Source organism: Bradyrhizobium sp. B120 (assembly GCF_049075665.1).
In the GTDB taxonomy this organism is placed as follows: Bacteria; Pseudomonadota; Alphaproteobacteria; order Rhizobiales; family Xanthobacteraceae; genus Bradyrhizobium.
Genome location: NZ_CP185242.1, coordinates 1,471,510 through 1,496,904, shown reverse-complemented (window position 1 = coordinate 1,496,904; position 25,395 = coordinate 1,471,510). Strand labels below are relative to the sequence as shown.

Annotated in this window: 25 protein-coding genes; 11 read left to right on the top strand and 14 right to left on the bottom strand. The window is 65.5% G+C overall.

From position 1 onward, the window contains the following. The first annotated feature begins 5 nt into the window (after positions 1-5). Positions 6-242 carry a hypothetical protein gene (locus ACOIX3_RS07165; RefSeq protein WP_092124162.1) on the top strand — a complete coding sequence of 79 codons (237 nt, stop codon included), beginning with the start codon at positions 6-8 and terminating at the stop codon, positions 240-242. Positions 243-601: 359 nt separating this feature from the next. Here ACOIX3_RS07165 and rpoD read toward each other — a convergent pair whose 3' ends face one another. Both rpoD and dnaG read right to left on the bottom strand, forming a co-directional pair. Further along, positions 602-2,734 carry an RNA polymerase sigma factor RpoD gene (gene rpoD, locus ACOIX3_RS07160; protein ID WP_223977169.1) on the bottom strand — a complete coding sequence of 711 codons (2,133 nt, stop codon included), beginning with the start codon at positions 2,732-2,734 and terminating at the stop codon, positions 602-604. Between the two features lie 253 nt (positions 2,735-2,987). Beyond that, positions 2,988-5,000: a DNA primase gene (dnaG, locus tag ACOIX3_RS07155; RefSeq protein WP_420969054.1), complete on the bottom strand. Its 2,013-nt coding sequence runs from the start codon at positions 4,998-5,000 to the stop codon at positions 2,988-2,990. Positions 5,001-5,209: 209 nt separating this feature from the next. On the opposite strand from dnaG, the gene ACOIX3_RS07150 reads away from it, so the two are divergent. After that, complete coding sequence (locus ACOIX3_RS07150) at positions 5,210-5,764, top strand: chlorite dismutase family protein (RefSeq protein WP_420969053.1); 555 nt, start codon at positions 5,210-5,212, stop codon at positions 5,762-5,764. 159 nt (positions 5,765-5,923) lie between these two features. Here the strand turns inward: ACOIX3_RS07150 and ACOIX3_RS07145 are convergent, their stop codons facing one another. From ACOIX3_RS07145 to ACOIX3_RS07135, 3 genes are all read right to left on the bottom strand, one after another. Then, entirely contained in the window at positions 5,924-6,322 is a 399-nt protein-coding gene (locus ACOIX3_RS07145; protein ID WP_420969052.1) for a gamma-glutamylcyclotransferase family protein, read from the bottom strand. Positions 6,323-6,420: 98 nt separating this feature from the next. After that, positions 6,421-7,230 carry a transglutaminase-like domain-containing protein gene (locus ACOIX3_RS07140; RefSeq protein WP_420969051.1) on the bottom strand — a complete coding sequence of 270 codons (810 nt, stop codon included), beginning with the start codon at positions 7,228-7,230 and terminating at the stop codon, positions 6,421-6,423. Positions 7,231-7,232: 2 nt separating this feature from the next. Further along, entirely contained in the window at positions 7,233-8,135 is a 903-nt protein-coding gene (locus ACOIX3_RS07135) for a transglutaminase family protein (protein ID WP_420969050.1), read from the bottom strand. A 102-nt stretch (positions 8,136-8,237) separates the two neighbouring features. Here ACOIX3_RS07135 and ACOIX3_RS07130 point away from each other — a divergent pair, with 102 nt between their 5' ends. Continuing rightward, positions 8,238-9,035 carry an N-formylglutamate amidohydrolase gene (locus ACOIX3_RS07130; protein ID WP_420969049.1) on the top strand — a complete coding sequence of 266 codons (798 nt, stop codon included), beginning with the start codon at positions 8,238-8,240 and terminating at the stop codon, positions 9,033-9,035. Positions 9,036-9,121: 86 nt separating this feature from the next. Continuing rightward, the gene (locus ACOIX3_RS07125) at positions 9,122-10,567 is read left to right on the top strand and encodes an amidase family protein (RefSeq protein ID WP_420969048.1); all 1,446 of its coding nucleotides are present in this window, start codon (positions 9,122-9,124) and stop codon (positions 10,565-10,567) included. Between the two features lie 247 nt (positions 10,568-10,814). On the opposite strand, the gene ACOIX3_RS07120 is transcribed toward ACOIX3_RS07125, so the two are convergent. From ACOIX3_RS07120 to ACOIX3_RS07105, 4 genes are all read right to left on the bottom strand, one after another. Continuing rightward, complete coding sequence (locus ACOIX3_RS07120; protein WP_420969047.1) at positions 10,815-10,997, bottom strand: hypothetical protein; 183 nt, start codon at positions 10,995-10,997, stop codon at positions 10,815-10,817. Between the two features lie 7 nt (positions 10,998-11,004). Next, entirely contained in the window at positions 11,005-12,093 is a 1,089-nt protein-coding gene (locus ACOIX3_RS07115; RefSeq protein ID WP_420971676.1) for a PepSY-associated TM helix domain-containing protein, read from the bottom strand. A 284-nt stretch (positions 12,094-12,377) separates the two neighbouring features. Continuing rightward, positions 12,378-12,557, bottom strand: a complete 180-nt coding sequence (locus ACOIX3_RS07110; protein WP_420969046.1) for a hypothetical protein — start codon at positions 12,555-12,557, stop codon at positions 12,378-12,380. Positions 12,558-12,566: 9 nt separating this feature from the next. Then, positions 12,567-12,800, bottom strand: a complete 234-nt coding sequence (locus tag ACOIX3_RS07105; protein ID WP_097671814.1) for a DUF6894 family protein — start codon at positions 12,798-12,800, stop codon at positions 12,567-12,569. 188 nt (positions 12,801-12,988) lie between these two features. On the opposite strand from ACOIX3_RS07105, the gene ACOIX3_RS07100 reads away from it, so the two are divergent. The 3 genes from ACOIX3_RS07100 to ACOIX3_RS07090 are packed head-to-tail and all read left to right on the top strand — an operon-like array spanning position 12,989 to position 17,261. Beyond that, positions 12,989-13,663, top strand: coding sequence for a TetR/AcrR family transcriptional regulator (locus ACOIX3_RS07100; protein ID WP_420969045.1), 675 nt, complete (start codon positions 12,989-12,991; stop codon positions 13,661-13,663). Next, positions 13,660-16,341, top strand: coding sequence for a molybdopterin-dependent oxidoreductase (locus ACOIX3_RS07095; protein ID WP_420969044.1), 2,682 nt, complete (start codon positions 13,660-13,662; stop codon positions 16,339-16,341). The genes ACOIX3_RS07100 and ACOIX3_RS07095 overlap by 4 nt, the downstream gene beginning before the upstream one ends. Continuing rightward, a complete protein-coding gene (locus tag ACOIX3_RS07090; protein WP_420969043.1) occupies positions 16,338-17,261 on the top strand; it encodes an FAD binding domain-containing protein in 924 nt (307 codons plus the stop codon). The genes ACOIX3_RS07095 and ACOIX3_RS07090 overlap by 4 nt, the downstream gene beginning before the upstream one ends. 26 nt (positions 17,262-17,287) lie before the next feature. On the opposite strand, the gene ACOIX3_RS07085 is transcribed toward ACOIX3_RS07090, so the two are convergent. From ACOIX3_RS07085 to ACOIX3_RS07075, 3 genes are all read right to left on the bottom strand, one after another. Further along, positions 17,288-17,905, bottom strand: coding sequence for a LysE family translocator (locus tag ACOIX3_RS07085; protein ID WP_092126760.1), 618 nt, complete (start codon positions 17,903-17,905; stop codon positions 17,288-17,290). A gap of 238 nt (positions 17,906-18,143) precedes the next feature. Then, complete coding sequence (locus ACOIX3_RS07080; protein WP_420969042.1) at positions 18,144-18,677, bottom strand: hypothetical protein; 534 nt, start codon at positions 18,675-18,677, stop codon at positions 18,144-18,146. A gap of 7 nt (positions 18,678-18,684) precedes the next feature. Then, a complete protein-coding gene (locus tag ACOIX3_RS07075) occupies positions 18,685-20,124 on the bottom strand; it encodes an LVIVD repeat-containing protein (RefSeq protein ID WP_420969041.1) in 1,440 nt (479 codons plus the stop codon). 121 nt (positions 20,125-20,245) lie between these two features. Between ACOIX3_RS07075 and ACOIX3_RS07070 the strand changes: the two genes are divergently transcribed. From ACOIX3_RS07070 to ACOIX3_RS07055, 4 genes are read left to right on the top strand one after another with little or no spacing between them, the layout of a single operon-like run. After that, complete coding sequence (locus ACOIX3_RS07070; protein ID WP_024581051.1) at positions 20,246-20,560, top strand: ArsR/SmtB family transcription factor; 315 nt, start codon at positions 20,246-20,248, stop codon at positions 20,558-20,560. After that, positions 20,553-21,017, top strand: a complete 465-nt coding sequence (locus tag ACOIX3_RS07065) for an SRPBCC family protein (protein WP_420969040.1) — start codon at positions 20,553-20,555, stop codon at positions 21,015-21,017. The genes ACOIX3_RS07070 and ACOIX3_RS07065 overlap by 8 nt, the downstream gene beginning before the upstream one ends. Next, positions 21,010-21,477, top strand: a complete 468-nt coding sequence (locus ACOIX3_RS07060; RefSeq protein WP_420969039.1) for an SRPBCC family protein — start codon at positions 21,010-21,012, stop codon at positions 21,475-21,477. Before ACOIX3_RS07065 ends, ACOIX3_RS07060 begins: the two co-directional genes overlap by 8 nt. A 32-nt stretch (positions 21,478-21,509) precedes the next feature. After that, a complete protein-coding gene (locus ACOIX3_RS07055) occupies positions 21,510-22,025 on the top strand; it encodes an SRPBCC family protein (protein WP_420969038.1) in 516 nt (171 codons plus the stop codon). A gap of 166 nt (positions 22,026-22,191) precedes the next feature. Here the strand turns inward: ACOIX3_RS07055 and ACOIX3_RS07050 are convergent, their stop codons facing one another. Together ACOIX3_RS07050 and ACOIX3_RS07045 are read right to left on the bottom strand one after the other, a co-directional pair. Further along, on the bottom strand, positions 22,192-23,802 hold the full coding sequence (locus ACOIX3_RS07050) for an acyl-CoA synthetase (RefSeq protein ID WP_420969037.1): 1,611 nt from the start codon (positions 23,800-23,802) through the stop codon (positions 22,192-22,194). Positions 23,803-23,858: 56 nt separating this feature from the next. After that, positions 23,859-25,379 (bottom strand): FAD-dependent oxidoreductase, encoded by a 1,521-nt coding sequence (locus ACOIX3_RS07045; RefSeq protein WP_420969036.1) that lies wholly within the window; start codon positions 25,377-25,379, stop codon positions 23,859-23,861. Positions 25,380-25,395 lie beyond the last annotated feature (16 nt).

Here is a 25,395-nt window from a genome sequence, read left to right as displayed (position 1 = left end):
CGCCCATGCCGAAAAAACCCGGGACCAATCCCAAAGGCGAATTTGCCTTCTTCAACGTCTTCTATGAAGACGGCTCGCAGCGCTCCAACCGCCGCGTGCCATCGGAGCTGCTGGGCGGGCTGGACGGCGACGAGCCGGCGCGCGCCTTCCTGCGCGAGCAGGACCGCGAGATCGCCGAAAAGGGCGGCCGCCCGCCGCTCGAGATCAAGACCATCGAGCGCGTCGGCGCGAAGAAGAAGTAGCGGCGTCAACAGCGAGCGCGCTGCTCACGCCTGCAACTAGCCGCGGAGCAAGCGGCACCCCTCTCCCCAACCCTCCCCCACAAGGGGGGAGGGAGCCCTTCCGCTGACACGTCCCTCACGTTGCGACCGGCACAAAGCACGCGTTGTCTCGCGATGCGCAGCTCTGACGCGCTGTGCAACGTAAGGTGAGCACACTCGTCAGGCTCCCTCCCCCCTTGCGGGGGAGGGTGGGGAGAGGGGTGGCCGCGGGCGCTGACGCGAAAATTTTGCGAGGTCTCTACAAAAGAAAACGGCGGGCCCAGGCCCGCCGCTTTTGTCTCGATGGATGCCCGGGTCAAGCCCGGGCATGATGACCCGAATTAGTTGTCCAGGAAGCTCCGCAGCTTCCGCGAACGTGACGGGTGCTTCAGCTTGCGCAGCGCCTTGGCTTCGATCTGGCGGATGCGCTCTCTCGTCACCGAGAATTGCTGGCCGACTTCTTCCAGCGTGTGGTCGGTGTTCATGCCGATGCCGAAGCGCATGCGCAGCACGCGCTCCTCGCGCGGGGTGAGCGAGGCCAGCACGCGCGTGGTGGTTTCGCGCAGGTTCGACTGGATCGCGGCGTCGATCGGCAGGATCGCGTTCTTGTCCTCGATGAAATCGCCGAGATGCGAATCCTCTTCGTCACCGACCGGGGTTTCGAGCGACAGCGGCTCCTTGGCGATCTTGAGGACCTTGCGGACCTTCTCCAAGGGCATGCCGAGCTTCTCGGCGAGCTCTTCCGGGGTCGGCTCGCGGCCGATCTCGTTCAGCATCTGGCGCGAGGTGCGGACGATCTTGTTGATCGTCTCGATCATGTGCACCGGGATGCGGATGGTGCGGGCCTGGTCGGCGATCGAGCGGGTGATCGCTTGCCGGATCCACCAGGTGGCGTAGGTCGAGAACTTGTAGCCGCGGCGATATTCGAACTTATCGACCGCCTTCATCAGGCCGATATTGCCTTCCTGGATCAGGTCGAGGAACTGCAGGCCGCGGTTGGTGTACTTCTTGGCGATCGAGATCACGAGACGGAGGTTGGCTTCCACCATCTCCTTCTTGGCCTGACGGGCCTCGCGCTCGCCCTTCTGCACGCCGTGCACGATCTTGCGGAATTCGCCGATCTCGAGCCCGGTGAGCGCCGCCAGCGACTGGATCTCGTGGCGCAGGTCCTTGATGCGGTCCTTCTCGTGATGGACGAAGTTCTTCCAGCCCTTGGCCGACAGCTTGGAGACGCGGTTAAGCCAGCGCGGATCGAGCTCCGAGCCCTGATAGTTGCGCAGGAAGTCCTCGCGCGCGACGCCGTGGCTGTCGCCGAGGCGCAGCAGGCGGCCCTCGAACGAGACCAGCTTCTTGTTGATGTCGTAGAGCTGCTCGACCAGCGAATCGATGCGGGCCTGGTTGAGGCGCAGCGACTTCACCTCGACGATGATCTCGTCCTTCAGCTTCTTGTACTTGCGCTCCTGCGAGGGCGACAGCGACTCGCTCTGCAGCTGGTTGGCGATGTCCTGCTCCTGCAGGCGGCGCAGCTTCTTGTACTCGGATGCGATCTTGTCGAAGGTCTCGACCACCTTCGGCTTCAGCTCGGCCTCGATGGCGGCGAGCGACATCTGGTTCTCGAACTCGTCGTCGTCCATGTCGGACTCGGCGGCGGCTTCGGCCGGATCCTTCTCCTCGACGCCGGCTTCGCCACCGGCGGGCGCGGCGCGGAACGGGGTCGGCGACGGCGGCGCGGCGGGCGGCGCTACATGGGCCGGCGCGCCGGCCTGCACATCGCCGCCATTGCCTTCAGCGGCGGCGCCCTCGGCGCCGTTGTTGCCGATCAGGTTCGGATTGATGCCGCCCTTCGACTCGGGGCCGGCATAGGTGGCTTCGAGATCGATGATGTCGCGAAGGAAGATCTTTCCTTCGTTGAGCTCGTCGCGCCAGATGATGATGGCCTGGAAGGTCAGCGGGCTTTCGCAGAGGCCCGCAATCATCGCCTCGCGGCCGGCCTCGATGCGTTTTGCAATGGCGATTTCGCCCTCGCGGGAGAGCAATTCCACCGTGCCCATCTCGCGCAGATACATGCGCACGGGATCGTCGGTGCGCTCGCCGGGCTCCGACTTCTTGACCTCGGTGACGGCCTTCTGCGTGACCTCGACGAGCTCGTTGTCGGTCTCGTCGTCGCCGTCGTCCTTCTCGTCCTCGCCTTCGCTGTCATCCGCCTCGGTGACGTTGATGCCCATGTCCGAGAGCATCGACATGATGTCTTCGATCTGTTCGGGCGAGGTCGTGTCGGAGGGCAGCACTTCGTTGAGCTGATCGAAGGTCACGAAGCCGCGCTTCTTGGCCTGCTTGATCATCTTCTTCACCGCGGCATCCGACAGGTCGAGCAACGGCGACGGCGCGTCAGCGGCATCCTTCTCAGGAGCATCCGCTGCCTTGTCGTCTTTTTCCTTGTCCTTAACCTGCAGCGTCTTTGCCTTGGTGGCCATTCACTAAGCTCCCGAAACGCGGTCATGCAGAATGGCGCCACGCACGCGCATCCGCACGAAATCTAGATTTACTCTCTCGACGCACAAAGGGCGGCGCAAAATCTCGCCACCCCTCTGATCCGTCTCGACGGTTTCCATCTTGAAATAGCCGCGAGGCTATTAAGTTTCGCTTAACCCTGTTTTTGCAGCCAAACCATGGATTTGGCGAGTCTTTTTGCGGGTTCGGCCAGCGCCGTCCGCAGCATTTTTGTTATCAGACATTACGCTGGAACCGGCCCGATAATTCGCCGAACCCTTCAATCAGGGCTTCGGTCCCATCGGCTTCTGCCATCCGGGCCTGGATATCCTGCAACCATGCCAGATTGGCCTCGCTGGAGTCTTCAGCCAAAGCCGCTTCCGCATCTTTTCTTTCCCTAAGTAAGGCGTGGGTTTTCTGATGCAAGGCAACGAGTTGACGCCAGGTCGATAAAACATCCTCGCGCGCGGCGCCGATCTGCGCCCCCCACACCGCCTGGGTTGTGATCGCTCGCTCAACCCTTTGAAGTATCTGCGATAATCCACCCGCTTCGAGGTCGGCGCGCATCTTCTCGGCCTGCTCCTCGACATCGGGAGAATGGTGATGGTCGTGGGCAAAGGCGGCGATAATCGCGGCCCGCAGCTTGTGGGCCTCGGGATGGGCGAGCTCCAGCGCCGCCACCTCCTCGAGATGGTCGTGCAGCAGCCAGGGGTGATTGATCAGGGATTGCAGGATCAGCGCCTCGCGGCTCGAAATCGCGCTGCGCTGGCCGCGCATGATCGGGCTGTTGGCCAGTTGCTGGCTCGCGGCCTGATAGGGGCCCCGTGAAAACCCGGGGGTGCCGCCGCCCTTGGCACCAAACCGGCCGCCCTGACCCGGGCCGCGGGAGGCAAACTGGCGGGGTGATTCGCCGCCGCGTCCGCCGCCGAAATTGCCCCTGTTGCCGTAGCCGCCGCGGCCGTAACCGCCGCGCCCTCCCTCCGGGGCAAAGTTGCGTTGCAGCCGCTCCTGCAAATCCTGCCGGTAATAGCGGCGCACCACCTCGTCGCGGATGCCATTGGTGAGCTCGCCGATCCGCGCCTCCAGTGCTGCGCGGCGCTCGGGGGTGTCGAAATTGCCGCCCTCGATCTCGCGCGACCAGATCATTTCGGCGAGCGGCCTCGCGGCGCCGATCACATCCTCGATCGCGCCGCGGCCGCCGGAGCGCGCGAGATCGTCGGGGTCCTGCCCTTCCGGTAGCAGCGCAATACGCAGGCTCTTTCCCGGCTTGAGCTGGGGCAAGGCAAGGTCGGCGGCGCGATAAGCGGCCTTCTGGCCGGCACGGTCGCCATCGAAGCAGAGGACCGGCTCGTCCACCATCTTCCAGAGCATCGCCAGCTGGTTCTCGGTCAGCGCGGTGCCGAGCGGCGCGACGGCGCCGGGGAAGCCCGAGGTGACCATCGCGATGACGTCGACATAGCCCTCGACGACGATCAGCTGCGCGCCGTCATGCGCGGCCTGGCGCGCGGTGAACAGATTGTAGAGATTGTCGCCCTTGTGAAACAGCGGGGTTTCCGGCGAGTTCAGGTACTTGGCCGGAACGTCCTTCTCCAGCGCGCGGCCGCCGAACGCGATGACGCGGCCGCGCCCATCCGTGATCGGGAACATGACGCGGTCGCGGAAGCGATCGAACGGCACCGGCTTGTCCTCGCCGGACACCAGCAGCCCCGCCTCCACCATGTCCTCGGTCGAGATGCCCTGCGCGCCCAGATGCTCCTTCAGCGCAAAACGGTCCGGCGGCGCATAGCCCATCCGGAACTGGAGCTGGGTCGCCGGCGTGATGCTGCGGTCGGCGAGATAGCCGCGCGCCTTGGCGCCGCCCCGCGAGGCCAGCGTGTCGGCGAAGAACTTCGTCGCCAGTTCCATTACGTCGTGCAGGGTGCGGCGATGCTGCTCGTGGCGCGCCGCATCGGGCGTTACGGCCGGCAGCGGAACACCCGCCATCGCGGCGAGACGTTCCACCGCCTCGGGGAAGGTCACGCCTTCGGTCTTCATCAGGAAGTCGAAGATGTTGCCGTTCAGCCCGGACGAGAAGTCGAACCAGGCCTGCTTCTGGTCGTTGACGAAGAACGAGGGCGTCTTCTCTTGCTGGAACGGCGACAGCCCCTTCCACTCCCGCCCGGCCTTCTTGAGCTTGACGCGCCGGCCCACGACTTCCGAGACCGGAAGCCGGGCGCGCAGCTCATCGAGGAATTCGGGCGTGAAACGCATCAGGGTGATTCTGGCCTCGGGCGACGAATCGCGGACAACCGGTTAGCCATATAGCGGCACGACCGGGCATGCCGAACAATGTGGGGCTTTTCCGGGCTATTCACAGGCCTGGTCCGTCACGGCTCGGTCGAGCGGGCTACCCCCGAATCCACGGTGGAGAGCCTGCACGGCAAGCTTGCCCCCTCTCCGCTTCCGGGATTGGATAGGCCATGTTCACGACATTCAGAGGCGGACAGAGCGGCGGCTGGCAGGTCACGTCCATCACGCGGGTGAAGGGCGAGACGCTGCCGAAGGTCGCGGCGCTGTCGATCGTTGCGAGCGAATCGATCGCGCTGCCGCTGCTGCCGGCGCAGACCTCCTGGCGGCTCGCCGGCGTCGCCAGCTATCTGCGTTATACCGAGAAGGAAGAGCGCGAGAAGCTTGCCGCCGTGCAGGCCGGGCTCGGCCGCGCCGAGGCAACGCATGCGGCGCTGATCCCGATCAGGAAATCCGCGGCGTGGTGGGAGCTGACGCAGCCGGAGCGCCGCGCGATCTTCGAGGACAAGTCGCACCACATCGCCGGCACCTTGAAATTCCTCCCTGCGATCGCCCGCCAGCTGTTTCACGCCCGCGACCTCGGCATGCCCTTCGACTTCCTGACCTGGTTCGAATTCGCGCCCGAGCACGTCGCCCTGTTCGACGAGCTGGTCGGCATGCTCCGCGCGACCGAGGAGTGGAGCTATGTCGAGCGCGAGGTGGACATCCGGGTCGAGCGGGAAGTGTGACTTCCCCCTTCGGTCATTGCCGGGCTTGACCCGGCAATCCATCAGAGAAGGACACTTGCGAAGTGAGATGGATGCCCGGGTCATAGGCGAGCGGAAGCGACGCCGTCCTTCGGACGGCCAAGCCCGGGCATGACGACGTACGCGGATTGCGACTGAGTGCTAATGCTCCAGAAACTTTCCTGACGCGATCCGCGGCAGCTCGGTGACCGGCCAGTTGTAGAGATAGGTCCACGCCTCGCTCACGCTGCCGTCGGCGCGCGTGACCTTGAGCATCTCGCGGACATATTCGGTCGGCGGCGGAAAGCCTTCGCCGCAGGCCTCATACATGTCGAATTCGCGCAGCATGGCCTCGCGCTCGCGGAGGCGAAACAATTCGCCGTGCACGATGTCGGCGGGATCGTCCGACGCGACGAGGCCCGGATAATGCTTCACCAGATAGAGCCGGCCGCGGCACCGCGCCGGCCCGAGGAACTCGGCATTGCCGGTGAGCAGCTTCGCCATCGGATGGTCGAAGCCGCGCATCAGCGTGCCGTAGACGAAGAGAAGGTCGGAAGTCATGGCCCTCTATGTCATTGCGAGCGAAGCGAAGCAATCCATGCCGCCGCAAAGATGGATTGCTTCGTCGCTACCGCTCCTCGCAATGACGAAGGAGTAACTCACGCCACCACCTCATCGGTCATCACGACGAACTTCGCCAGCGTCATGCGGCCGAAGCTCGTGGTGAGCGCGACGTCGGCGGCGTCGCGGCCGGTCGCCATCAGGATGCGGCCGATCCGCGGCGTGTTGTGGCGGGCATCGAAAGTGTACCACTGGCCCGACAGATAGACCTCGAACCAGCCGGAAAAATCCATCGGCGCGGGATCCGGCGGCACGCCGATGTCGCCGAGATAACCGGTGCAGTAGCGCGCCGGAATGCCCATGCAGCGGCAGAAGGTGAGCGCGAGATGCGCGAAGTCGCGGCAGACGCCGGCGCGGCCTTCGTAGACGTCATGCGCCGACTTCATGTGATGGGCGTGCTCGTAGCCGAACGTCACATGGTGGTGCACGAAATCGGTGATCGCCTGCACCCGCGCCCAGCCCTGCGGCGTGTTGCCGAACAGCGACCAGGCGATGTCGGTCAGTTTGTCGGTCTCGCAATAGCGGCTCGGCATCAGATAGAGCAGCATGTCGTCGGGCAATTGCTCGATCGGAACCTGCTGTGCCGCCGGATTGACGACATCGGGCAGCCCGGAATCCCGCACCAGCGCGCTGCCGCGGAAGGTGACGCCACCGCCAGGGGCGACCAGACGCCCGCAGACATTGCCAAAGCCGTCGCGATAGAGGCCGATCGGGACATCCGGCTCGGCCGCAAGGCTCTCGGTGCCGACGATATCGGCGTAGCGTGACGGATGGATCGACAGCATGATCACCATCGGGGTCGGCTGCGGAGCCGTGTAGGTGATCTCGAAGCCGACCTTGATCTGCATCGTCAGGCCGTCTCCCGCTCCGCCGCATTCTCGCCGACCGACACGACCTTGATGTCGATATCCATGTCCAGAAAGGCATCGGTCGGGCCGAGATAGACGCCGTGCAGCGGAATCGCCTGGCGTGGATCGCGCGCGACAGCGACGCGGATCAGGTCGCGCGTGCCGACGATGCCGTTGGTCGGATCGAACTCGATCCAGCCGGCGCTCGGCAGATAGACCTGCACCCAGGCATGGGTCGAACCGCCGCCGACATAGCCATGCGCGCTGTCGGTCGGCATCGCGAGATAGCCGGAGACGAAGCGCGCGGCGATACCGAGCCGGCGCAGCGCCTCGATCATGAACAGCGCATAGTCGCGGCAGGTCCCGGACTGCGTCCGCAGCGTATCGAGCGGATGCTGGGTGCCATGTTCAAAGCGCTTGCGATAGCTGAACGCCTCACGGATGCCATGCGTCATGTCGCTCAGGATCTTGAACGTCAGGGTCGGCGCCTCGACATCGAGGAAGCGCCGCGCCCAGGTCGACAGCTCGCCGTTCGGGTCGCCATATTGCGGCGTGATGAACTGCTGCAGGTCGGGGAATTCCTCATCATCGTAGAGGAACGGATAGAAGTAGGCGGCGTCATCAGGCGTCAGCGCGAACCTGTCGGCCGGATTGTGATCCACCGTCGCGGTCGAGACAAAGGACAGCGTGTCGGCGCGCTCGTCGAAGGTGGCGATCGCCACGCTGTTGCCGAACACGTCGTGGATCCAGCGCAGCGACATCGGCTGCGGGTCGATCACAAGTGCGCTGTCGAGCACGCGCAGATCATGGCCGTCGCGGGGGCGCAGCATGATGCGGTGTTCGCCGAACGCCACCGGGCGCGCATAGCGATAAACGGTCTTGTGATGGATAGTCAGGAGCGGCATCTTCAAACAATCATCGTGATTTGGGCCGCGAAATCTATAGAGAATGCTGCTCGATTCCAAACCAGCATGCCCCTTGAATAGGCAAAGTTGAGGAAAAAGCCCGTGAATCACGCCGGTGGCCCGTTCTTTCTGCTGACAAACACCGATGTTTCACCGGTTCTTGAACATAATCCTGGCGGCCGCTCGCCGTTCCTTCTGACTTGCGATCATTATGGCAGGCTGATTCCCTCCCCGCTCGGCGACCTCGGCCTGCCTGAAAGCGAGCTCGTCCGGCACATTGCCTGGGACATCGGCATCGCCGGCGTCGCGACCCGGCTCTCCGACCTGCTCGGCGCGCACCTGATCGCGCAGCGCTACTCGCGGCTCGTGATCGACTGCAATCGTCCGCCGCATGTCGCAAGCGCGGTCCCGCTGATCAGCGAAGCCACCACCGTTCCGGGCAATGAAGGCCTGTCGCGCGAAGCCGCCGAGATGCGCCGCGCGCAGATCTTCGATCCCTATCACCAGCGCATCGACGAGATCATCGACGAACGTGCGCGTCAGGGCATGCCGACGGTGCTGGTGTCGCTGCACAGCTTCACGCCGGTCTACGCCGGCATCGCGCGTCCCTGGCACATCGGCACGCTCTATCACCGCGACAAGGCGCTGCCGCCGCTGCTGCTGAAGCATCTGCGCAGCGAGGGCGATCTCGTGGTCGGTGACAACGAGCCCTATGCAGTCAGTGACGAGACCGACTACACGATCCCCGTGCATGGCGAGAAGCGCGGCCTGATGAATTCCGGCATCGAGATCCGCCAGGACCTGATCTCCGACCAGGCAGGCGAGACCGCATGGGCCGAACGGCTGGCGCGCATCCTCGGCGAGATCGAGACGACGCTGCGCGCGGGGGCGTTGATCTAGCGCGTCAGCTGATACTCGCGCTTGCTCCTGCTTCGTACACACCGATAGAGTGAACTGCCGAGAGCATCAATAGTAGGCGGGTGTGCATGTCGCAGACCGAGGTCAAGTCGGGCGGAAATGACGAGTTCGCCAAGCTGGACGCTATCGCCCAGGCCGACCTGGTGCGATCTGGTCAGATCAGCGCCAGCGAGCTTGTCGAAGCTGCTATCGCGCGGATCGAGGCGACTAACCCAGCGCTCAACGCCGTCACGCACAAACTCTATTCGCAAGCACGAGAGCGATCCGCAAGCGCGGCCCTGTCGGGTCCTTTCGCAGGCGTTCCGTTTCTGATCAAGGATGTACTGTCGGTGGCGGGCACGCCGAACACGTTTGGATGTCGCGCGCTAGGCAACTTCATCCCGCCGGTCAGTTCCCCGTACGCGCTGGCGCTGGAGGCAGTCGGCTTGGTCACGGTCGGGCGCACGAACACGCCGGAGTTCGCTCTGATCGACACGACCGAACCCAAACTCTTCGGTCCAACCCACAATCCGTGGGACCTCGCGCGCTCGCCCGGCGGGTCTTCGGGCGGCGCCGGAGCCGCGGTCGCAGCCGGAATGACGCCGATGGCGCATGCCAGCGACGGAGGCGGATCGATCCGTCATCCAGCGTGCCACAACGGCGTCTTCGGCCTCAAACCCAGCCGTGGCCGCAATCGCAGCGATGGCGCTCCACCCATGCCGTTCGACTTGCCCGACATCGCGGTCAACCACGTCCTGACCCGATCGGTGCGCGATAGCGCCCTGATGCTCAGCCTCACGGAGGAGCCCAGTACCAAGCTCGGTCCGCTGGGCTTCGTGCGCGATCCGGTCAACAAGCCGCTCCGCATCGGCATGGTGCGGGAAGGCTTGAGCGGTAATCGCGCCGTCACCGACGTGGACGATGCATTGCTGTCCACCGCCCAGCTTTGCGAGAGCTTGGGTCATCACGTGGAGCCGACGGCATGGCCATTTTCCGGCCCGGCAGCAATCGGGGCTTTCCTCGATGAATGGATGGTGCTGGCAGCCAGCGCCGTGGCAGCGACCTGCGCATGGATCAAATGCGAGGCCAACACAGAGAACTTCGAGCCCTGGACGCTGGGACTCGCAAGCCGAGGAGCAGCGCTCCTGCCCGATCGGATTGCAGATGCGGTCGCTCAATTGACGCAGGCCAGTCGGGCCCTGGACGCATTTTTCGAAACCTACGACGTGCTGCTGTCGCCCGTGGCACGCCATCCGCCGAAGTTTCTCGGCGAGCACGCCACGGACCTGCCATTCGACGTTCTGTTCGAGCGCGCCGTCGACAACTCGGACTTCACGCCGTTGATCAACGCGGTGGGAACACCAGCCATGAGCGTTCCCCTGTACTGGAACGGTAACGGCATGCCCGTCGGCTCGCACTTCGCCGCTCGCGTGGGCGCGGAGGCGACGTTGTTCGGCTTGGCCTACCAGCTCGAAGCGGCGCGCCCCTGGGCAGATCGCTGGCCGCCCGTGAGCTACCCGATGGTTGCTCCGTAGCATCGCGCAGCAACGACGGTCCTTGGTCGAAAGCCATAGGTGGCCTCAAGCGCCCTGCTAAGCGCGGCAAGAGCCCCGGCGGCCGCATCACGCCGCTGCTGGAAGCCAACCAACTGACGACAAGAAATGCTTCGCATCTCGGCAGCAGAGACGCCGCGCGATCGCACATATTCCGCTTCGATCGACCTGGCGTTGCCGGCTCGAGCTGCCGCCTCATTCTGCTCGAACGTCGATCAAGCCGCCCCGATCAATTCGGCCGGCGCCGCCAGATGAACAGCAGATAGAGCAACACAGGCAGACCTAGCGCCACCCAGGAGACGGCATCCCACCAGCCGTCTCCGACCAGCGCGCTGATCAATCCCACCGTGCTGACGATCGCGATGACGAGCGGGACGGCGAAGATCTGGCTCAATGAACGATGTGCGACCATGCTGATGTCACGAGGTGAGCGCGGGGTTGTCGATGGAGGCGGCGTTGGCGATGGCGCGTTCCTGGCTCACGCCCGCCTTGCGCCGGCGCAGCCACAGATACACGCCGGTGACGAGGATGAAGATGGTGAGGATGTCGAGCAGCGCCCAGACGATCTTGAGCGGCATGCCGCCGTAATCGCCGAAATGCAGCGGCTGTGAGACGTAAAGCGTCGACACATACCAGGGCATGTCGCGACTGTCGGTCAGCGTGCCGGTTTCCGCATCGATCAGCGCGGGCTTCAGCAGCCGCGAGGTCAGCGGCGTATCGCCGTGCAGGAACACCGCGTAGTGGCTCTTGCTGCTGAACAGCGTTCCCGGGAACGCGACGAAGCTCGGCGTCATTCCGGGCACCGCATGCCTCGCAACCTCAACGGCCCCGTTCAGCGAGGTCAGCTTCGACGGCACCGGCCGGTCCTTGTACTGCGCGGTCATTTCGGCGAGCTGGCCGAATTGCCACATCTTGAGCACGAGGTCCGCCCAGGTGTTGATGACACCGGTGAAGCCGACCACCAGCGTCCAGGCCACCAGCAGGATGCCGGCGAGATTGTGGACGTCGAGCCAGCGCACGACGCGCCTCCGCTGCGCGCGGTAGGCGCCGAAACGCAGCTTCCGCATCGACGGCGCGTAGACCACGATGCCGGAAATGATCGCGACGCAGAACAGGATCCCCATCAATCCAAGGAACAGCTTGCCGGGCAGGCCCGCGAACATGTCGGTGTGCAGCTTCAGCATGATGTAGGTAAAGCGGCCGGTCACGTCAGGGGAATCGAGATAGGCGCCGGTATGCGTATCCATCCGGACCAGGAGGTTGTTGGTCGGATCGGCGTCGATCGTCGGGCCAACGCTGACCCAGATCGCGCCGGGCTCGTCGCGATCCCAGATCAGGAAGTGAGGCACCTTGCCCGGCGCCCGTGCGAGCGCGTTGGCGAGCAGATGATCCAGATTGGCCGGCGGCGTGCCTGCCGGCGCCTCGGCCGGCTTGACCTGGCTGTGCAGGAGATCATCGATCTCGTCGTGGAAGATCAGCGGCAGGCCGGTGACGCAGAGCAGCAGCATGAACAAGGTGCAGATCAGGCTGGTCCATTTGTGGACGGCGCCCCATCGCCGCAGGGATTTGGTCGTCGCAGTCAACTTCGCTACCTAATTCCAGGAGTCTCCATTCTTGTCGTCACTAACACGATGACGGATGCGCGCGGTCGCGCGGCGATTAGAACCCGTCCAGTGTTGGAGTTATCGTTGATCGTGTTGCGATCACGCAACGAGAGCGTCCGCGAACTGCGACGATGCGTCTCGGCCTTCGGCGCGATCTCCTGGGATCGTTCTAAATTGGATCGCGGTGTTCAAGCGGCTGACGCGGCGTGGACGGGATGCTTCGCACGCCATTTGGGGCCAGGCCCGCGCATGTAGTGCAGCTCGGGCCGGTAGGGATCGCGCATTCGCGCGATCAAATTCTGCCAGCCGGTCGTGATCGCGTTCAGGCCGCGGCGGAGAAGCGTCCATGATGACAGCAGCGACGGCATGGCTCGCTCTCAGTGCGGTTTGCCGAGAACGAATGCGAAGGGCAGGATCACGATCTCCTCGCCGTCCTCGTCGCTGACATGCACGGCCCAGTCGCGCCAGTCTTCCAGGCTGACCGTTGCGACCAGCGAGCGCATCATGCGGGTCGCCGCCTCGCAGGCCTCGGCGAGGCTGGTCACCGAGGTGCCGCGGCGGTCCATCAACACGCCGCGCGTATTCGAGCAATGGAAATAGACCTGCGTCATGTCCTGGGCCATCTGCGTATCCTCGCAAGCTCCGGGCGATCGGGCGCCCTTGCATGACGAAGCTTTACGTGGGCAGCGTGCGCCGATCCGTGACGCGGCTCACACAAGCGCGAGACGCCCGCCAGGCCGCGGCGCCGCCTCACCAAATCGCGATTTGACAGTTCTCCTATATTTGTCAAAATCGTCAAATGGGACCGAAAACCCGCATTCTCGATGCCACCATGCTGGTTTTCCGCCGGCACGGCTTTCGCCGCTCCTCGATCGAGCAGGTCGCCGAAGCGGCCGGCCTGACGCGGCAGGCGCTCTATCATCATTTCGAATCCAAGGAAGCGCTGTTCCGCGCCGTGATCGAGCGCGTGCATGAATCCGCGATCGCAGCCGAGGAGACCGCCGTTGCCGAGGCAGAGACGGCGGGCGGCAATCTCGGCGACATCCTTGCCGCGGGCATGACCGCGCGGATGTCGACCATGATCGCGTCGCTGGACGGCTCGCCGCATCTCGAGGAATTGTATTCCGAGCACCTCGTGCACGCGCGCGATCTCTACCAGACCTACGCCGCACGCTATGCGGAGCGCATGGTGGCCACCATCTCGCGGACCGTGCGCAAGCATCAGCTTGCGCTGCCGCAGGAGCTCTCGCCGGCCGAATTCGCGCGGCTGGTCGAAATGTCCGTGTACGCATCGAAGTCGCAGTATCCTGCGATGCAGCCGGCGGATGCGTTCCTGAAGGACATGGCGATCATGGTGCGAACGCTCTGCGCGGGCGCCTTGCAAAAATCTTCGCCGAAATCGCAGAAGCCGCTCATCAAGAAGGCGGCGATCAGGGCAAAGCCGACACGCAGCAAGATAGGAGGACGTCCATGAGCACGACGACCATCAATGGCCGCATTGAATCGCTGCCCGATGATCCCGATGCGCTCTTGATCGACATCGTGCGCGACCAGCTCAAGCTCACCGGCACCAAGCTCGTGTGCGGCGCCGGCGTCTGCGGCGCCTGCACGGTGCTGGTCGACGGCGCGCCGGTCGCAAGCTGCCTGATGCCGGCGCACGCCGCGGCCGGCAAAGCAGTGACGACGGTCGAAGCCATCGGCGCCGCCGGGCTGCATCCGGTGCAGAAGGCGTTCATGGCGCATGACGCCCTGCAATGCGGCTTCTGCACCCCGGGCTTCATCGTGGAAGCGACCGCGTTCTGCGACCGCTGGCGCGCGACCAAGGGAACGGCGGTGCCGTCACGCGAGGAAATCGGCGCGGCGCTGTCGGGCCATCTCTGCCGCTGCGGCGCCTATGACGGCATCTTCCGTGCGGTGGCGGATGCCTGCGCCGGCCGCTTCGACGGCGACAACGTCACAGCGCCGCGCATCGAGGCGCGCGACAAGGTGACGGGCGCGGCGAAATACACCGTCGACATCAACCATGACGGCCAGCTCGAAGGCCTGATCCTGCGCTCGCGCGAGGCGCATGCCCGCATCACCGCGCTTGATCTGGCGCCGGCGCGCGCGCTCGCCGGCGTCGCCGCGGTGTCGCTGCTCGGCGACGACCGGATCGTGCGCTATGTCGGCGAGCCGATCGCAGCGGTCGCAGCCAGAGACCGCAAGACGGCGCTGGCCGCGCTGGCTGCGATCAAGCTGACCAGCGAACGGCTGCCCGCGGTGGTCGGGCTCGACGCCGGGCGCAAGGATGGCGCGCCTGTCGTATTCGACAAAGCGAGCCGCAAGCGGGCCGGCAACGTCTCGGAGGCGGCCGGCGGGCCGGCGCCATGGAAGCAGAACATCCGCGGGCCGACCGCGGTGTTCTCGACCCGCGCCAAGAAGGCCCGCAACTGGGTGGACGAGGCGCGCCAGGCCAACAACCGCCTGCTGGTCGAAGCGACCTTCCGCACCGCCACGCAGCAGCATGCATGCCTCGAGCCGCACGCCGCGGTGGCGCGCTTCGACGGCGACCGGCTGACCTTGCACGCCTCGACCCAGCAGGTGTTTCACCTGAAGGAGCAGATCGCAAAACGCTACAAGCTCGATCACGACAAGGTCCGCGTGATCGCCGATCACGTCGGCGGCGGCTTCGGGTCGAAGGCGAGCCTGGGCGTGGAGACCATCGCCGCCATCGAGCTCGCGCGCGAGGCAAAAGCGCCTGTGAGAGTCGCCTACGATCGGCAGGAAGAGCTCTCCGTCGCCGGCTATCGTCCGGCCGCGGAGCTGAAGGTCGCGCTGCTCCCGTCCGACAAGGGCGGCTTGAAGGCACTCTCCGTCACCGCGCATGCCGATACGGGGGCTGCGACCAACTCGACGATCGCGGGCCTGGCGCGGCTGATCTATCCGGCCGAGGCGAAGGACCTTTCGGATTTCGACGTCATCAGCAATCTGCCGCCCGGCGCCGCCTTCCGCGGCCCCGGCGGTCCGCCGATGGCGTTCGCGGTGGAGCAGGCGATCGACGAGGCCGCGCTGCGGCTCAACGTCGACCCGATCGCCTTGCGCAAGAAGTGGGATCCCGATCCCAACCGCCAGCGGCTCTACGACTGGGCCTCCGGGCTCGAGCTCTGGCGCAACCGCAAGCCTGCGCAGAACGGCCGCTATCGCCGCGGCATCGGCATGGCGACCGGCTACTGGCTCTATCTCTGGCAGCCCAACGTGAAGGTCGAGGTCGCGGTCAAGGGCGGCCGGATCGTCGCCAGCACCGCGACGCAGGATATCGGTACCGGCACCCGCAGCGTGCTGGCCGACACGATCGCGCGCGAGCTCGATCTCGAACCCGGCGACATTGAGGTGCGGATCGGCGATTCGTCGCTGCCCGAAGGCCCCGGCTCCGGCGGCAGCCGCGTCACCGCCTCGGTGATGCCGCCGACGCTGCAGGCGGTGCGGAAACTGAAGGCTGCGATCCTCGAACAGGCGACCCGAAAGCCCGCGCCCGGCTCGAACGCGCCCTGGCGCGAGCTGATAGCGCGCTCACCCGACATTGCGGTGACGGAGACGCGCGGCGAGGACGGCAAGAACACCGCGCCCGGCATCCGCTCGCCGCTGCGCGAAGTCGGCCTGATCGGCATGGTGTTCGGCTGGATGATGCGCCGCTTCTCGAACATCGCGGTCGGCGCCGGCGTGCCGAGCTCGGTGCAGGTGATCGAGGTCGAGGTCGACACCTGGCTCGGCCATGTCCGCGTGCTCAACGTGCACACCGGGATCGCGGTCGGAAAGATCGCAGCGCCCGCGCTGGCGCGCAGCCAGGCCTGCGGCGCGGTGATCCAGGGCCTCGGCTACGCGCTCTACGAGGCGCGCGAGCTTGATCCGACCAGCGGTGACGTCCTGACCGCGGGAATGGAGGATTATCGCATCCCGGGTATCGCCGACACGCCCGAGATCGATGTCCATTTCGACGAAGCCGGCTTCGACCATGTGCTCGGCAACAGTGTCGGCATCGGCGAGGCGTCGACCGTGCCGACCTCGGCCGCGGTCGCCAACGCGATCCACGACGCGATCGGCGTCCGCCTCACCGAGATTCCGATCCGGCCCGACCGCATCGTCGCCGCACTGAAAGGGAGGGATGCCGCATGAGCGTCGCAATCGCAGAGGCACTGTCCGCGCCCGAATTCCGCGCTGCCGGCACCGATCTGTCGGAGCGCCGCCGCAGCGGCCTGTCGTGCGGAGCGATCATCGATCTCACCGCCAGTCCCGATACGATCGGGATCGCGTGGGGTGCGGACGGCGCGGCGCGCATCGGCGCGCTGACCGCGATCGCTGCGATCGCATCCGACGCGCGGCTCGCGCAGGCCTATCCCGGCATCGCCGCGGCCGCGCAGGGTCTCGCCACGCCGCAGATCCGGCACATGGCGACGCTCGGCGGCAACCTCGCGCAGCGTTCGCGCTGCTGGTATTTCCGCAATCCGCAGATCGCTTGTCTCAAGAAGGGTGGCTCCGATTGTCCGGCGCGAGCGGGCAATCATCTCTATCACGTCGCGTTCGATCTCGGACCCTGCGTGGCGCCGCATCCGTCCACCATGGCGATGGCGCTGCTGGCCTATGATGCGAAGATCGTCACGGACCGGCGCAACGGACTGTCGATCACCGACCTGCTCGGCGACGGCAGCAACGGGGCGGCCGACAACCTGCTCGCACCGGGCGAACGGATCGAGCGGATAGAGCTCCCTGCCCCGCTGGCCGGCGAGCGCGCGCTCTACAAGCGCGCGATTAGCCGCTCATATGCGGAATGGCCACTGGTCGAGGTCTGCGTGCGGGCCGTGTTATCCGGCGGCACGTTCCAGCAGATCCACATCACCGCCGGCGGCATCGCCCCGGTCCCGCTGCGGCTCACGGCATGCGCCGCGGCGCTGCAGGGAAAGCCGGCCAACGCGTCGACCATCGCACAGGCCGCCGAGCTGGCAACATCGGGGGCCAAGCCACTGACGATGACCGGATACAAGCTCGACCTGCTGACGGGCCTCGTCCGCGACGTGGTCGAGCGGGTTGTGGCGTAGCGCGGGCGACCGTTCCGGCGCCGGGCTCACCGCGCCCGGGTCAGCGCCAGCCAGATGCCGCCGCCGATCATGAAGCCGCCGGAGATGCGCGACATCAACCGCGTCCGCTCCTTGGAGAAGAACTTGCGGGCGCGGCCGGCCGCCAACGCGTAGGCGGCGTCGGTCAGCACGGCGGTTGCCATGAAGGTGACGCCGAGCAGCGCCACCTGCGGAATGTGCGGCTTGTCCATGTCCATGAACTGCGGAATGAAGGCGCCGAAGAACACCAAGACCTTCGGGTTCGAGAGCAGCACCAGAAAGCCCTGCAGGAAGAAGCCGCCGCGCGGCGGCGGCGGCCGGTCGTCGGTGCCGACGCCCTCGACCGGCGAGCGGATCAGCTTGATGCCGAGCCAGACCAGATAGGCCGCACCGGCAAAGCGCACCCAGTCGAACCAGTAGCCCATCGTCGCCATCAGCGAGGTCAGCCCGACCGCGACGATGCCGATCACGATCGCGAGCCCGACCTGCGCACCCAGCACATTGGTGAGTGCCGCACGCGTGCCGTAGCGCAGCCCGTTGGCGATCACCATCGTGACGATCGGACCGGGCAACAGCGCCAGCGCAATGCAGGCGGCGACGAAGGCGAAATAGGCTTGCAGGGACATGGAAATCTCACTGACGGTGAGGCTGAATTATGCACGTCGGACGGGCGAAGAGGAAGCGGTTCCTGCTCATTCCCGTCATACCCCGCCACCGGGTCGCGCGAACGCGCGCCCGATGACAGGCTCCGGCGGGGAATCCAGTACGCCGCGGCCCATCTGCTAAACACCAGTGCCTCTGGAATACTGGGTCACCCGCCTTCGCGGGTGACGACACCATTTCCGCATGCGAGAGACGGGGTCCTCAATGGCCCTCCATGGCCGCAATCATCCACGCTCTGATCTCTCGCGCCTCCAGAAACTGCAACGTCGCGCGCTGCACATGCGCTGCATCTCCCCCGCCCTGCGCCGCCACCGCCATCAGATCGCAGCGATGCGAGGCCGCGATGCCGATCGCGCTGCGCTTGCCATCAAGATCGTAAGCCCTGATCCGTCCGCGCATATCGGCGACATCGACGACATCGCCCGCCTTCTGCGGCACAAAGTGCGGGCTGATCATGTCGACGTCGGCAACGCGATCGACCTCGTCGTCATCGGCGACGCCGCTGTCGCAATTGCAGAAGCCGAGCTTCGGCCGGAGATAGACCTCGACCTCGGCGCCGCACTCGGCCGTGCCGCAGCGGAAGGCGCGGCCGGCGGGCCAGCCGTCGCGCGGGAACGGCCAGGCGATCTCGCGCCATCGCGCGGGGCGCGGCGGTGCCATCTCGTAGCCCGCCACGGCCGACAGGCCGCCGAGCGCCAGGAACATCGCAGCGATGACGGGCCACGAGCGCGTCATCGCCGGCTCACGGCAGGCCGGCGACGGCACGCGCCGCGCCGGTCAGTTCGAGAATATGCAGGCCGGTATTGGCGCGGTCGACCGCGTAGATGTAGCCACGCTCGTCGGTCTCGACATTGTTGGTCTGGATCGCGACCTTGCAGCGGTCCTTGCCGTCGATGGTGACGCAGCGCTTGTCGGTCGCGGCCGTGATCGAAGGAATGAAGTAGCCCACTTCCCTGGGGTGATAGGGATCGTGGATATCGAGCGCGCGGACGCCGGCATTGAAGAAGGCGATGAAGGCCAGCTTCTTGTAATAGACCGGCGCCATGCTCTCGTTCGACGAATGCGAGCCGAACCGGCCGCCGCGCTCGCAGAATGCGCCGGAAGCCTCGGGCACGGTGTAGCTCGAGATCAGCGTCGGCCGCGCCTCGGTCGTGACGTCGGCGAACCACACCATCTGCCGTGCCTCGCCACATTCGTTCTGGATCGCCTCGTCGACGATCATCACGATGTCGCGCGTCTTGCCGTCCTTGTCATGGGCGAATTCCGCGATCGGCATGCCGGGCATCGGAAACACGGTATGCGCACCGTTCATCGCCGACAGCGGCATCCGCGCGATCTCAGGGAATTTCAGATTGTCGGGCGTCGGCTCCTTCGGCCCGTTCAAAAGCTTGTCGCGATCGACGATCTGCAGGAAGCCGCCCTTGTCGGTGCCGTAGCCGAAATAGACGCGGTTGCCCTTCGGCCCGGTCGAAATCGGCCCGTGCAGTTCGGTCGGCACCGCACCGGTCGCGCCCGGCTCCTGCCCGGGCAGGCCGAAATCCCTGACCTTCTTCGGATGCGCGGGATCGGAGAGATCGTAGATTTGCGTCATGCGCCGCGTGCGCCAGTCCGGTGCGCCGGACACCAGGAAGGCGATGCCGGTCTCGCATTCCCAGAAATTCTTGTGGGTGTCCTTCAACCCACCGATCCGGGTGATGAGCACGGGATTGGCGGGATCGGCGACGTTCCAGATCTCATGCGCCTCGCTGCCGAAGGTGCGCAGCATGTAGACCGCGTTGCGATCGCCCTTCGGCAGATCCTTGCCGTCGCAGATCCGCACCATCTGCGCGCCGCCGGATTCGTATTTGCCTTCCTGGCCGGGAATGTGCCGCAGATATTTCGGATGCGCGGGATCGGTGACGTCGACGATCGAGGTGCCATTTGGTTCAGGCTTGCCGGTCATCGGGTTGACGGGATCGGGAATGTCGTCGGTGCCGCCGTGGTGGCCGATATAGGCGATCCATCGGTCGCCCTGGTGATGGATGGTCGGCTGATAGGCGCTGCGCGCCTGCAGGTCGCTGGTTCCAACCAGCCGCATGTTGGAGGCTTCGGGCGGGTCGCCGATCTTCTGCTGGGCGCTCGCAGCGTTCGCGAGCAGGACAAGAAGAAACGCGTAGCAAACTGCCGTAACGCGACCACCCATGCGCACCCCCCCGAATTCCCAGGCCAATCTGCGTTGGCTGTGCGGAACGCTAGCACGGCGATACCGGTGCCCAAACACACGCTCTTGACATGCAACCATTTGGTTGCCTATTATCCGACCCATGGATGAAGTCTTCAAAGCCCTCGCGGATGCCTCACGGCGGACGCTGCTTGACCGGCTTCACGATCAGAACGGGCAGACGCTCGGTGAGCTCTGCGACGGCCTCGATATGACGCGTCAGGCCGTCACCAAGCACCTTGGGATTCTCGAGGAGGCCAACCTCGTCACCACGATCAAGCATGGCCGCGAGAAGCTGCATTACCTCAACCCGGTTCCGATCCATCAGATCGGCGAGCGGTGGATCAGGAAGTTCGAGCGCGGCAAGCTTGCCGCGCTCAGCGAATTGAAACGGCAATTGGAGAAGCGTGATGAGTAAGCCGGACTACGTCTACGTCACCTATATCGAGACCACGGCCGACAGACTGTGGCACGCGCTGACATCGGGCGATTTCACCGAGCGCTTCTGGTTCGGCTATCGGGTCAGCTCGGACTGGAAGGTCGGCTCGCCCTACCACTTGTCCAAGGACAGCAGCCGCGCCGTGCAGGGCGAAGTGCTGATCGCCGATCCGCCGAGCAAGCTCGCCTACAGCTGGGACGTGGTGAAGGAAGGCCACGCGCGCGAACAGGTCTCGCGCGTGACTTTCGACATCGAACCGCACGGCGGGGTGGTCAAGCTGACCGTGACGCACGACAATCTCGGCCCGAAGACGCTGCGCGACATCTCCGGCGGCTGGCCGATGGTGATCGCAAGCTTGAAGAGCTTCCTGGAGACCGGACGCGAGTTGCCGGCCGACCTGCTCACCAGCGGCGCGAGGGAGGCCTACCATGCCTAAGCCCGAATTCGTCTACGTCACCTACATCGAGACCACGCCGGAGAAGCTGTGGGATGCACTGACATCAAGCGCATTCACGCAGCAGTACTGGTTCGACACCGAGGTGAGGTCGAACTGGACGATCGGTGCGCCGCTCGCGCTGGTGACGAACGGCAAGATTACCGACACCGGCGAGATCCTCGAGATCGACCGCCCGCGCCGCCTCGCCTACACGTTCAAGCACGAGGCCGATCCTGAAATGCGCAAGGAACCGGCAACGAAAGTTGTGTTCACGCTCGAGCCGTTCGGCAATGTCGTGAAGCTGACCGTCACGCATGAGGGCTTTGGCGTGGGCAGCAAACTGCTCGACGGCATTTCCAAGGGCTGGCCGGCGATCCTGTCGGGGCTCAAGAGCCTGCTCGAGACCGGCAAGGCGGTCACGATCCCGCCTGCCGCGCTCGCGATCGACGGCTTCGAATGACGATGAAAATCTATCGAAGGATACGTGCGGACATGAACATCGAGAAATTCAAACCGGCGATCGTCTACGCGATCTACATCGCCGCCACGCCGCAGAAGGTATGGCAGGCGCTGACGAATGCCGAATTCAGCCGGCAGTATTTCTCCGGCAACGCGGTCGAGGTCGATCTTCGCCTCGGCGGCGCCTACATCGTGCGCACGCCCGACGGCGCGCTGCACATCTCCGGCGAAGTGATCGAGTGCGATCCCTTGAGGCGGCTCACCGTCACCTTCAACGTCAACTGGCCGCAGCTCGTCGAGAAGCTCGGGCCGACGCTCGTCACCTGGGAGATCGAGCCGGCCGGCGACGGCGTGAAGCTGACCTTGCTGCAATCGCATGATCGCCCGATCAGCGACGACATCCTGTCCGGCGGCCGCACCGGCTGGCCCGCGATCCTCTCCAGCCTGAAGAGCCTCATGGAGACCGGCAAGGCCATGGTGATCCCGATGCAGCCGCCGCAGCGCATGCTGGCCGCGCTGAAGGAATTGGGAGTTCCGATGCCGACGTAAGGCGAGGGATGCGCGTCGTACTCCGCTGTCGTCCCTGCGGAAGCAGGGACCCATAACCACCGCCCTTCGTGGTGGCGCACGCTGGAGCCACAGCGTCGCATAACAATGAACCGCTGTGGTTATGGGTCCCGGGTCGCGCTCCGCTTGCCCGGGACGACGGCGAGGATTACCCCAGCGCCCGCAATTCCCGCCGCAGCACCTTGCCCGTCGCGGTCATCGGCAGGCTGTCGGCGAACTGCACGAAGCGCGGATATTCGTGGGCGGCGAGCTGCACCTTGACGAACTCCTGGATCTCGCGCGCAAGAACATCGCTCGGCGCAAAGCCCGGCCGCAGCACGATCCAGGCCTTGATCGATTCGGTGCGGATCGGATCGGGGATGCCGACCACCGCCGACATCGCGACTGCCGGATGCTTCATCAGCGTGTGCTCGATTTCGGACGGGCCGACGCGATAGCCGGCGGTGGTGATGACGTCGTCCTCGCGGCTAACATACCAGAAATAGCCGTCGTCATCCTGGACGCCGAGATCGCCGGTCAGCAGGAACTCGCCGGCATACTTCTTCGCAGTCGCTTCCGGATTACGCCAGTACTCGAGCATGGTGCAGGGGCACGGCTGGCGCACGCCGATGATGCCGCGCTGTCCGCGCGGCAATTCCTCGCCTCTGTCGCTCACGATGCGGACGTCGAAGCCCGGCGTGGCGCGGCCCATCGAGCCGGGGCGGATCGGAAACAGGTTCGAATTGCTGCCGATCACCAAATTGCATTCGGTCTGGCCGAACACCTCATGGGCATCGATGCCGAAGGTCTCGCGGACCCAGCCAAGCAATTCGCCGCCGAGCGACTCGCCGCCGGTGAAGATGCTGCGCAGCCTGACGCCGGAATTCTTCACATCGGCCTGCCGCATCAGCTTCAGCGCGGTCGGCGGCAGGAACACGTTGCGGATACCGAGTTCGGCCATCATCTGCATCGCGGCCTGCGGCTCGAACTTGCGCGCGCGGTGACCGACCATCGGGATGCCGTGGTACCAGAACGCGAACAGGCCGTTAATCAGCCCGCCGATCCAGGCCCAGTCGGCCGGCGTCCACATCAGGTCGCCGGGCCTGGGCAGGAAGTTGTGGCACATCTCGACATTGGGCAGATGGCCGAGCACGACGCGATGCGCATGCAGCGCGCCCTTCGGATTGCCGGTGGTGCCCGAGGTGTAGATGATCAATGCCGGATCGTCGGCCGAGGTGTCGACGGTGGCAAATTCCGGGGACGCCGATCGGATCGCGCTCCAGAATGACTTCGTACCGGCCGGCGTCTTTTCGCCGACGATATAGACGCTCTTCAGCTCCGGCAGGCGATCGCGGATCTTGGCGATCTTCTCCCAGCCGGCCTCATCGGTGATGACGGCCTTCGCCGCCGAGTTCGACAGGCGGAATTCGAGCGCATCCTCGCCGAACAGCGCAAACAGCGGGATCGAGATCAGCGCCGCGCGGAACGCCGCAAGATGCGCGACCGGCAATTCGAGCGATTGCGACAGGAACACCGCGACGCGGTCGCCGCGCACCAGGCCGTCGGCGGTCAGGACATTGGCGAAGCGGCGCGAGGCGTCTGCGACTTCATCGAACGAGGTGCGCGTGGTGCCGCCTTCCTCATCGACATAGACCAGCGCGAGCCGGCCCGTGCCGTCGGCGTAGCGATCGCAGCACGCCGTCGCCATGTTGAAGCGCGCGGGGACGTCCCAGCGGAAGTTGCGGTAGAGTTCGTCGTAGGTTTTGGCTTCCTGAAGCATGGCCGCAGACTAGACCATTGCTGTGAGACCACAAACCCCTCCTTGCCGGGAAGCGGTCAGGCTGCCACCCGCTGCATTGCGATCTCGGCCTCGAGGCTTTCGCGGTCGCGATAGATCGACGCGACCGCGAGCACGCACCCGCCGCGCTTGTAGCGGAGCATGCAATCCCGGCCGGCGATGCTGCCGTCCACCGCGATCTCGTCCCACTGCTCGGCGTGCCCGACATAGTTGATCGGCACGTCGTAATGCTGGCTCCAGAAGAACGGCACCGCATCGAACACCTCGCGCTGCCCGAGCATATTCCGCGCGGCGGTCTGCCCCTGGCGCTCGGCCACCACCCAGTGCTCGACCCGGATGTTCTCGCCGCTGTGCGGATCGGGCCAGCGCGCGATATCGCCGGCCGCGTAGATGCCGGGAACGCTGGTCTCGAGATAGGCGTCCACTTTCACGCCGCGATCGATCGCGAGCCCGGCTCCCTCCGCCAGCGCCAGCCGCGGCCTCACGCCAACACCGAGCACGACGAGATCGGCATCGAGCACCGGCCCGCTCTTCAGCTGCACACGCTTGCCGTCGATCGCGGTCACCGTGTCGCCAAGGTGGAAGACGACGCCATGCTCTTCGTGCAGCGCGCGGACGAAATCGCCCATCTCAGGCCCGAGCACGCGCTCCAGCGGCCGCTGTTCCAGCCCGACCACGTGAACCTCGATCTCCCTCGCGCGCAACGAGGCCGCAACCTCGAGCCCGATGAAGCTTGCGCCGATCACAACCGCGCGGCGCGCTCCGCTGGCAGAGGCGATGATCGCCCGGCAATCGTCGAGTGTGCGCAGCACATGAACGTTGGGCTGGTCCGCACCCGGGATCGGCAGCCGTAGCGGCTCCGCACCGGTCGCCAGCAGCAGCCGGTCATAGGGAAGCGCTTCGCCGCCGGCGAGCACGACGTTGCGGCGGCCGGTGTCGATCGACTTGACCTCGGTGCGCAGTCGTAGATCGATCGCCGCATCGGTGTAGAAACTGTCCGGCTTCAGCGGCAGCCAGTCTTCCGGCGCGCTGCCGGCGAGGAAGTCCTTCGACAGGTTCGGCCGATCCACCGGCGGCGCGGCCTCGCCGCTCAGCATGACGATGCTGCCGCGATAGTCCTGCCGTCGCAGCATCTCGGCGGCGGCAAACCCCGCTGCGCCTCCGCCGACAATCACGATCCTGCCGGGCGCATCGACCGGTCCCTTGACGCGGGGTTTCGGCTGCTCGCGCTTCTCGCGCACGATGATGCGATCGCCCTCGCGCTCGACCTTCCACACGGCGAGCGCGTTGAAGGCGGGTGCTTCGGTCGCTTCACCGGTGCGAACATCAAAGCAGGCGTGATGCCAGGGGCAATGGACGGTCTCGCCCTCCACCACGCCGTCGGCGAGCGGGCCATGGTAATGGCTGCAATGCGCATCGATGGCGAAGATATCCGCCCCCGAGCGCACCAGCAGCACGTCCTCGTCGCCGACATGGCCGAGCAACATCGTGCCCGAGAAGTCTGAGAGTGCGACGCCTTGTGTCAGATCCGGACCGGAAGGAGCTTGCTGATCGGCCATGGCCTGTCTCCAGTTT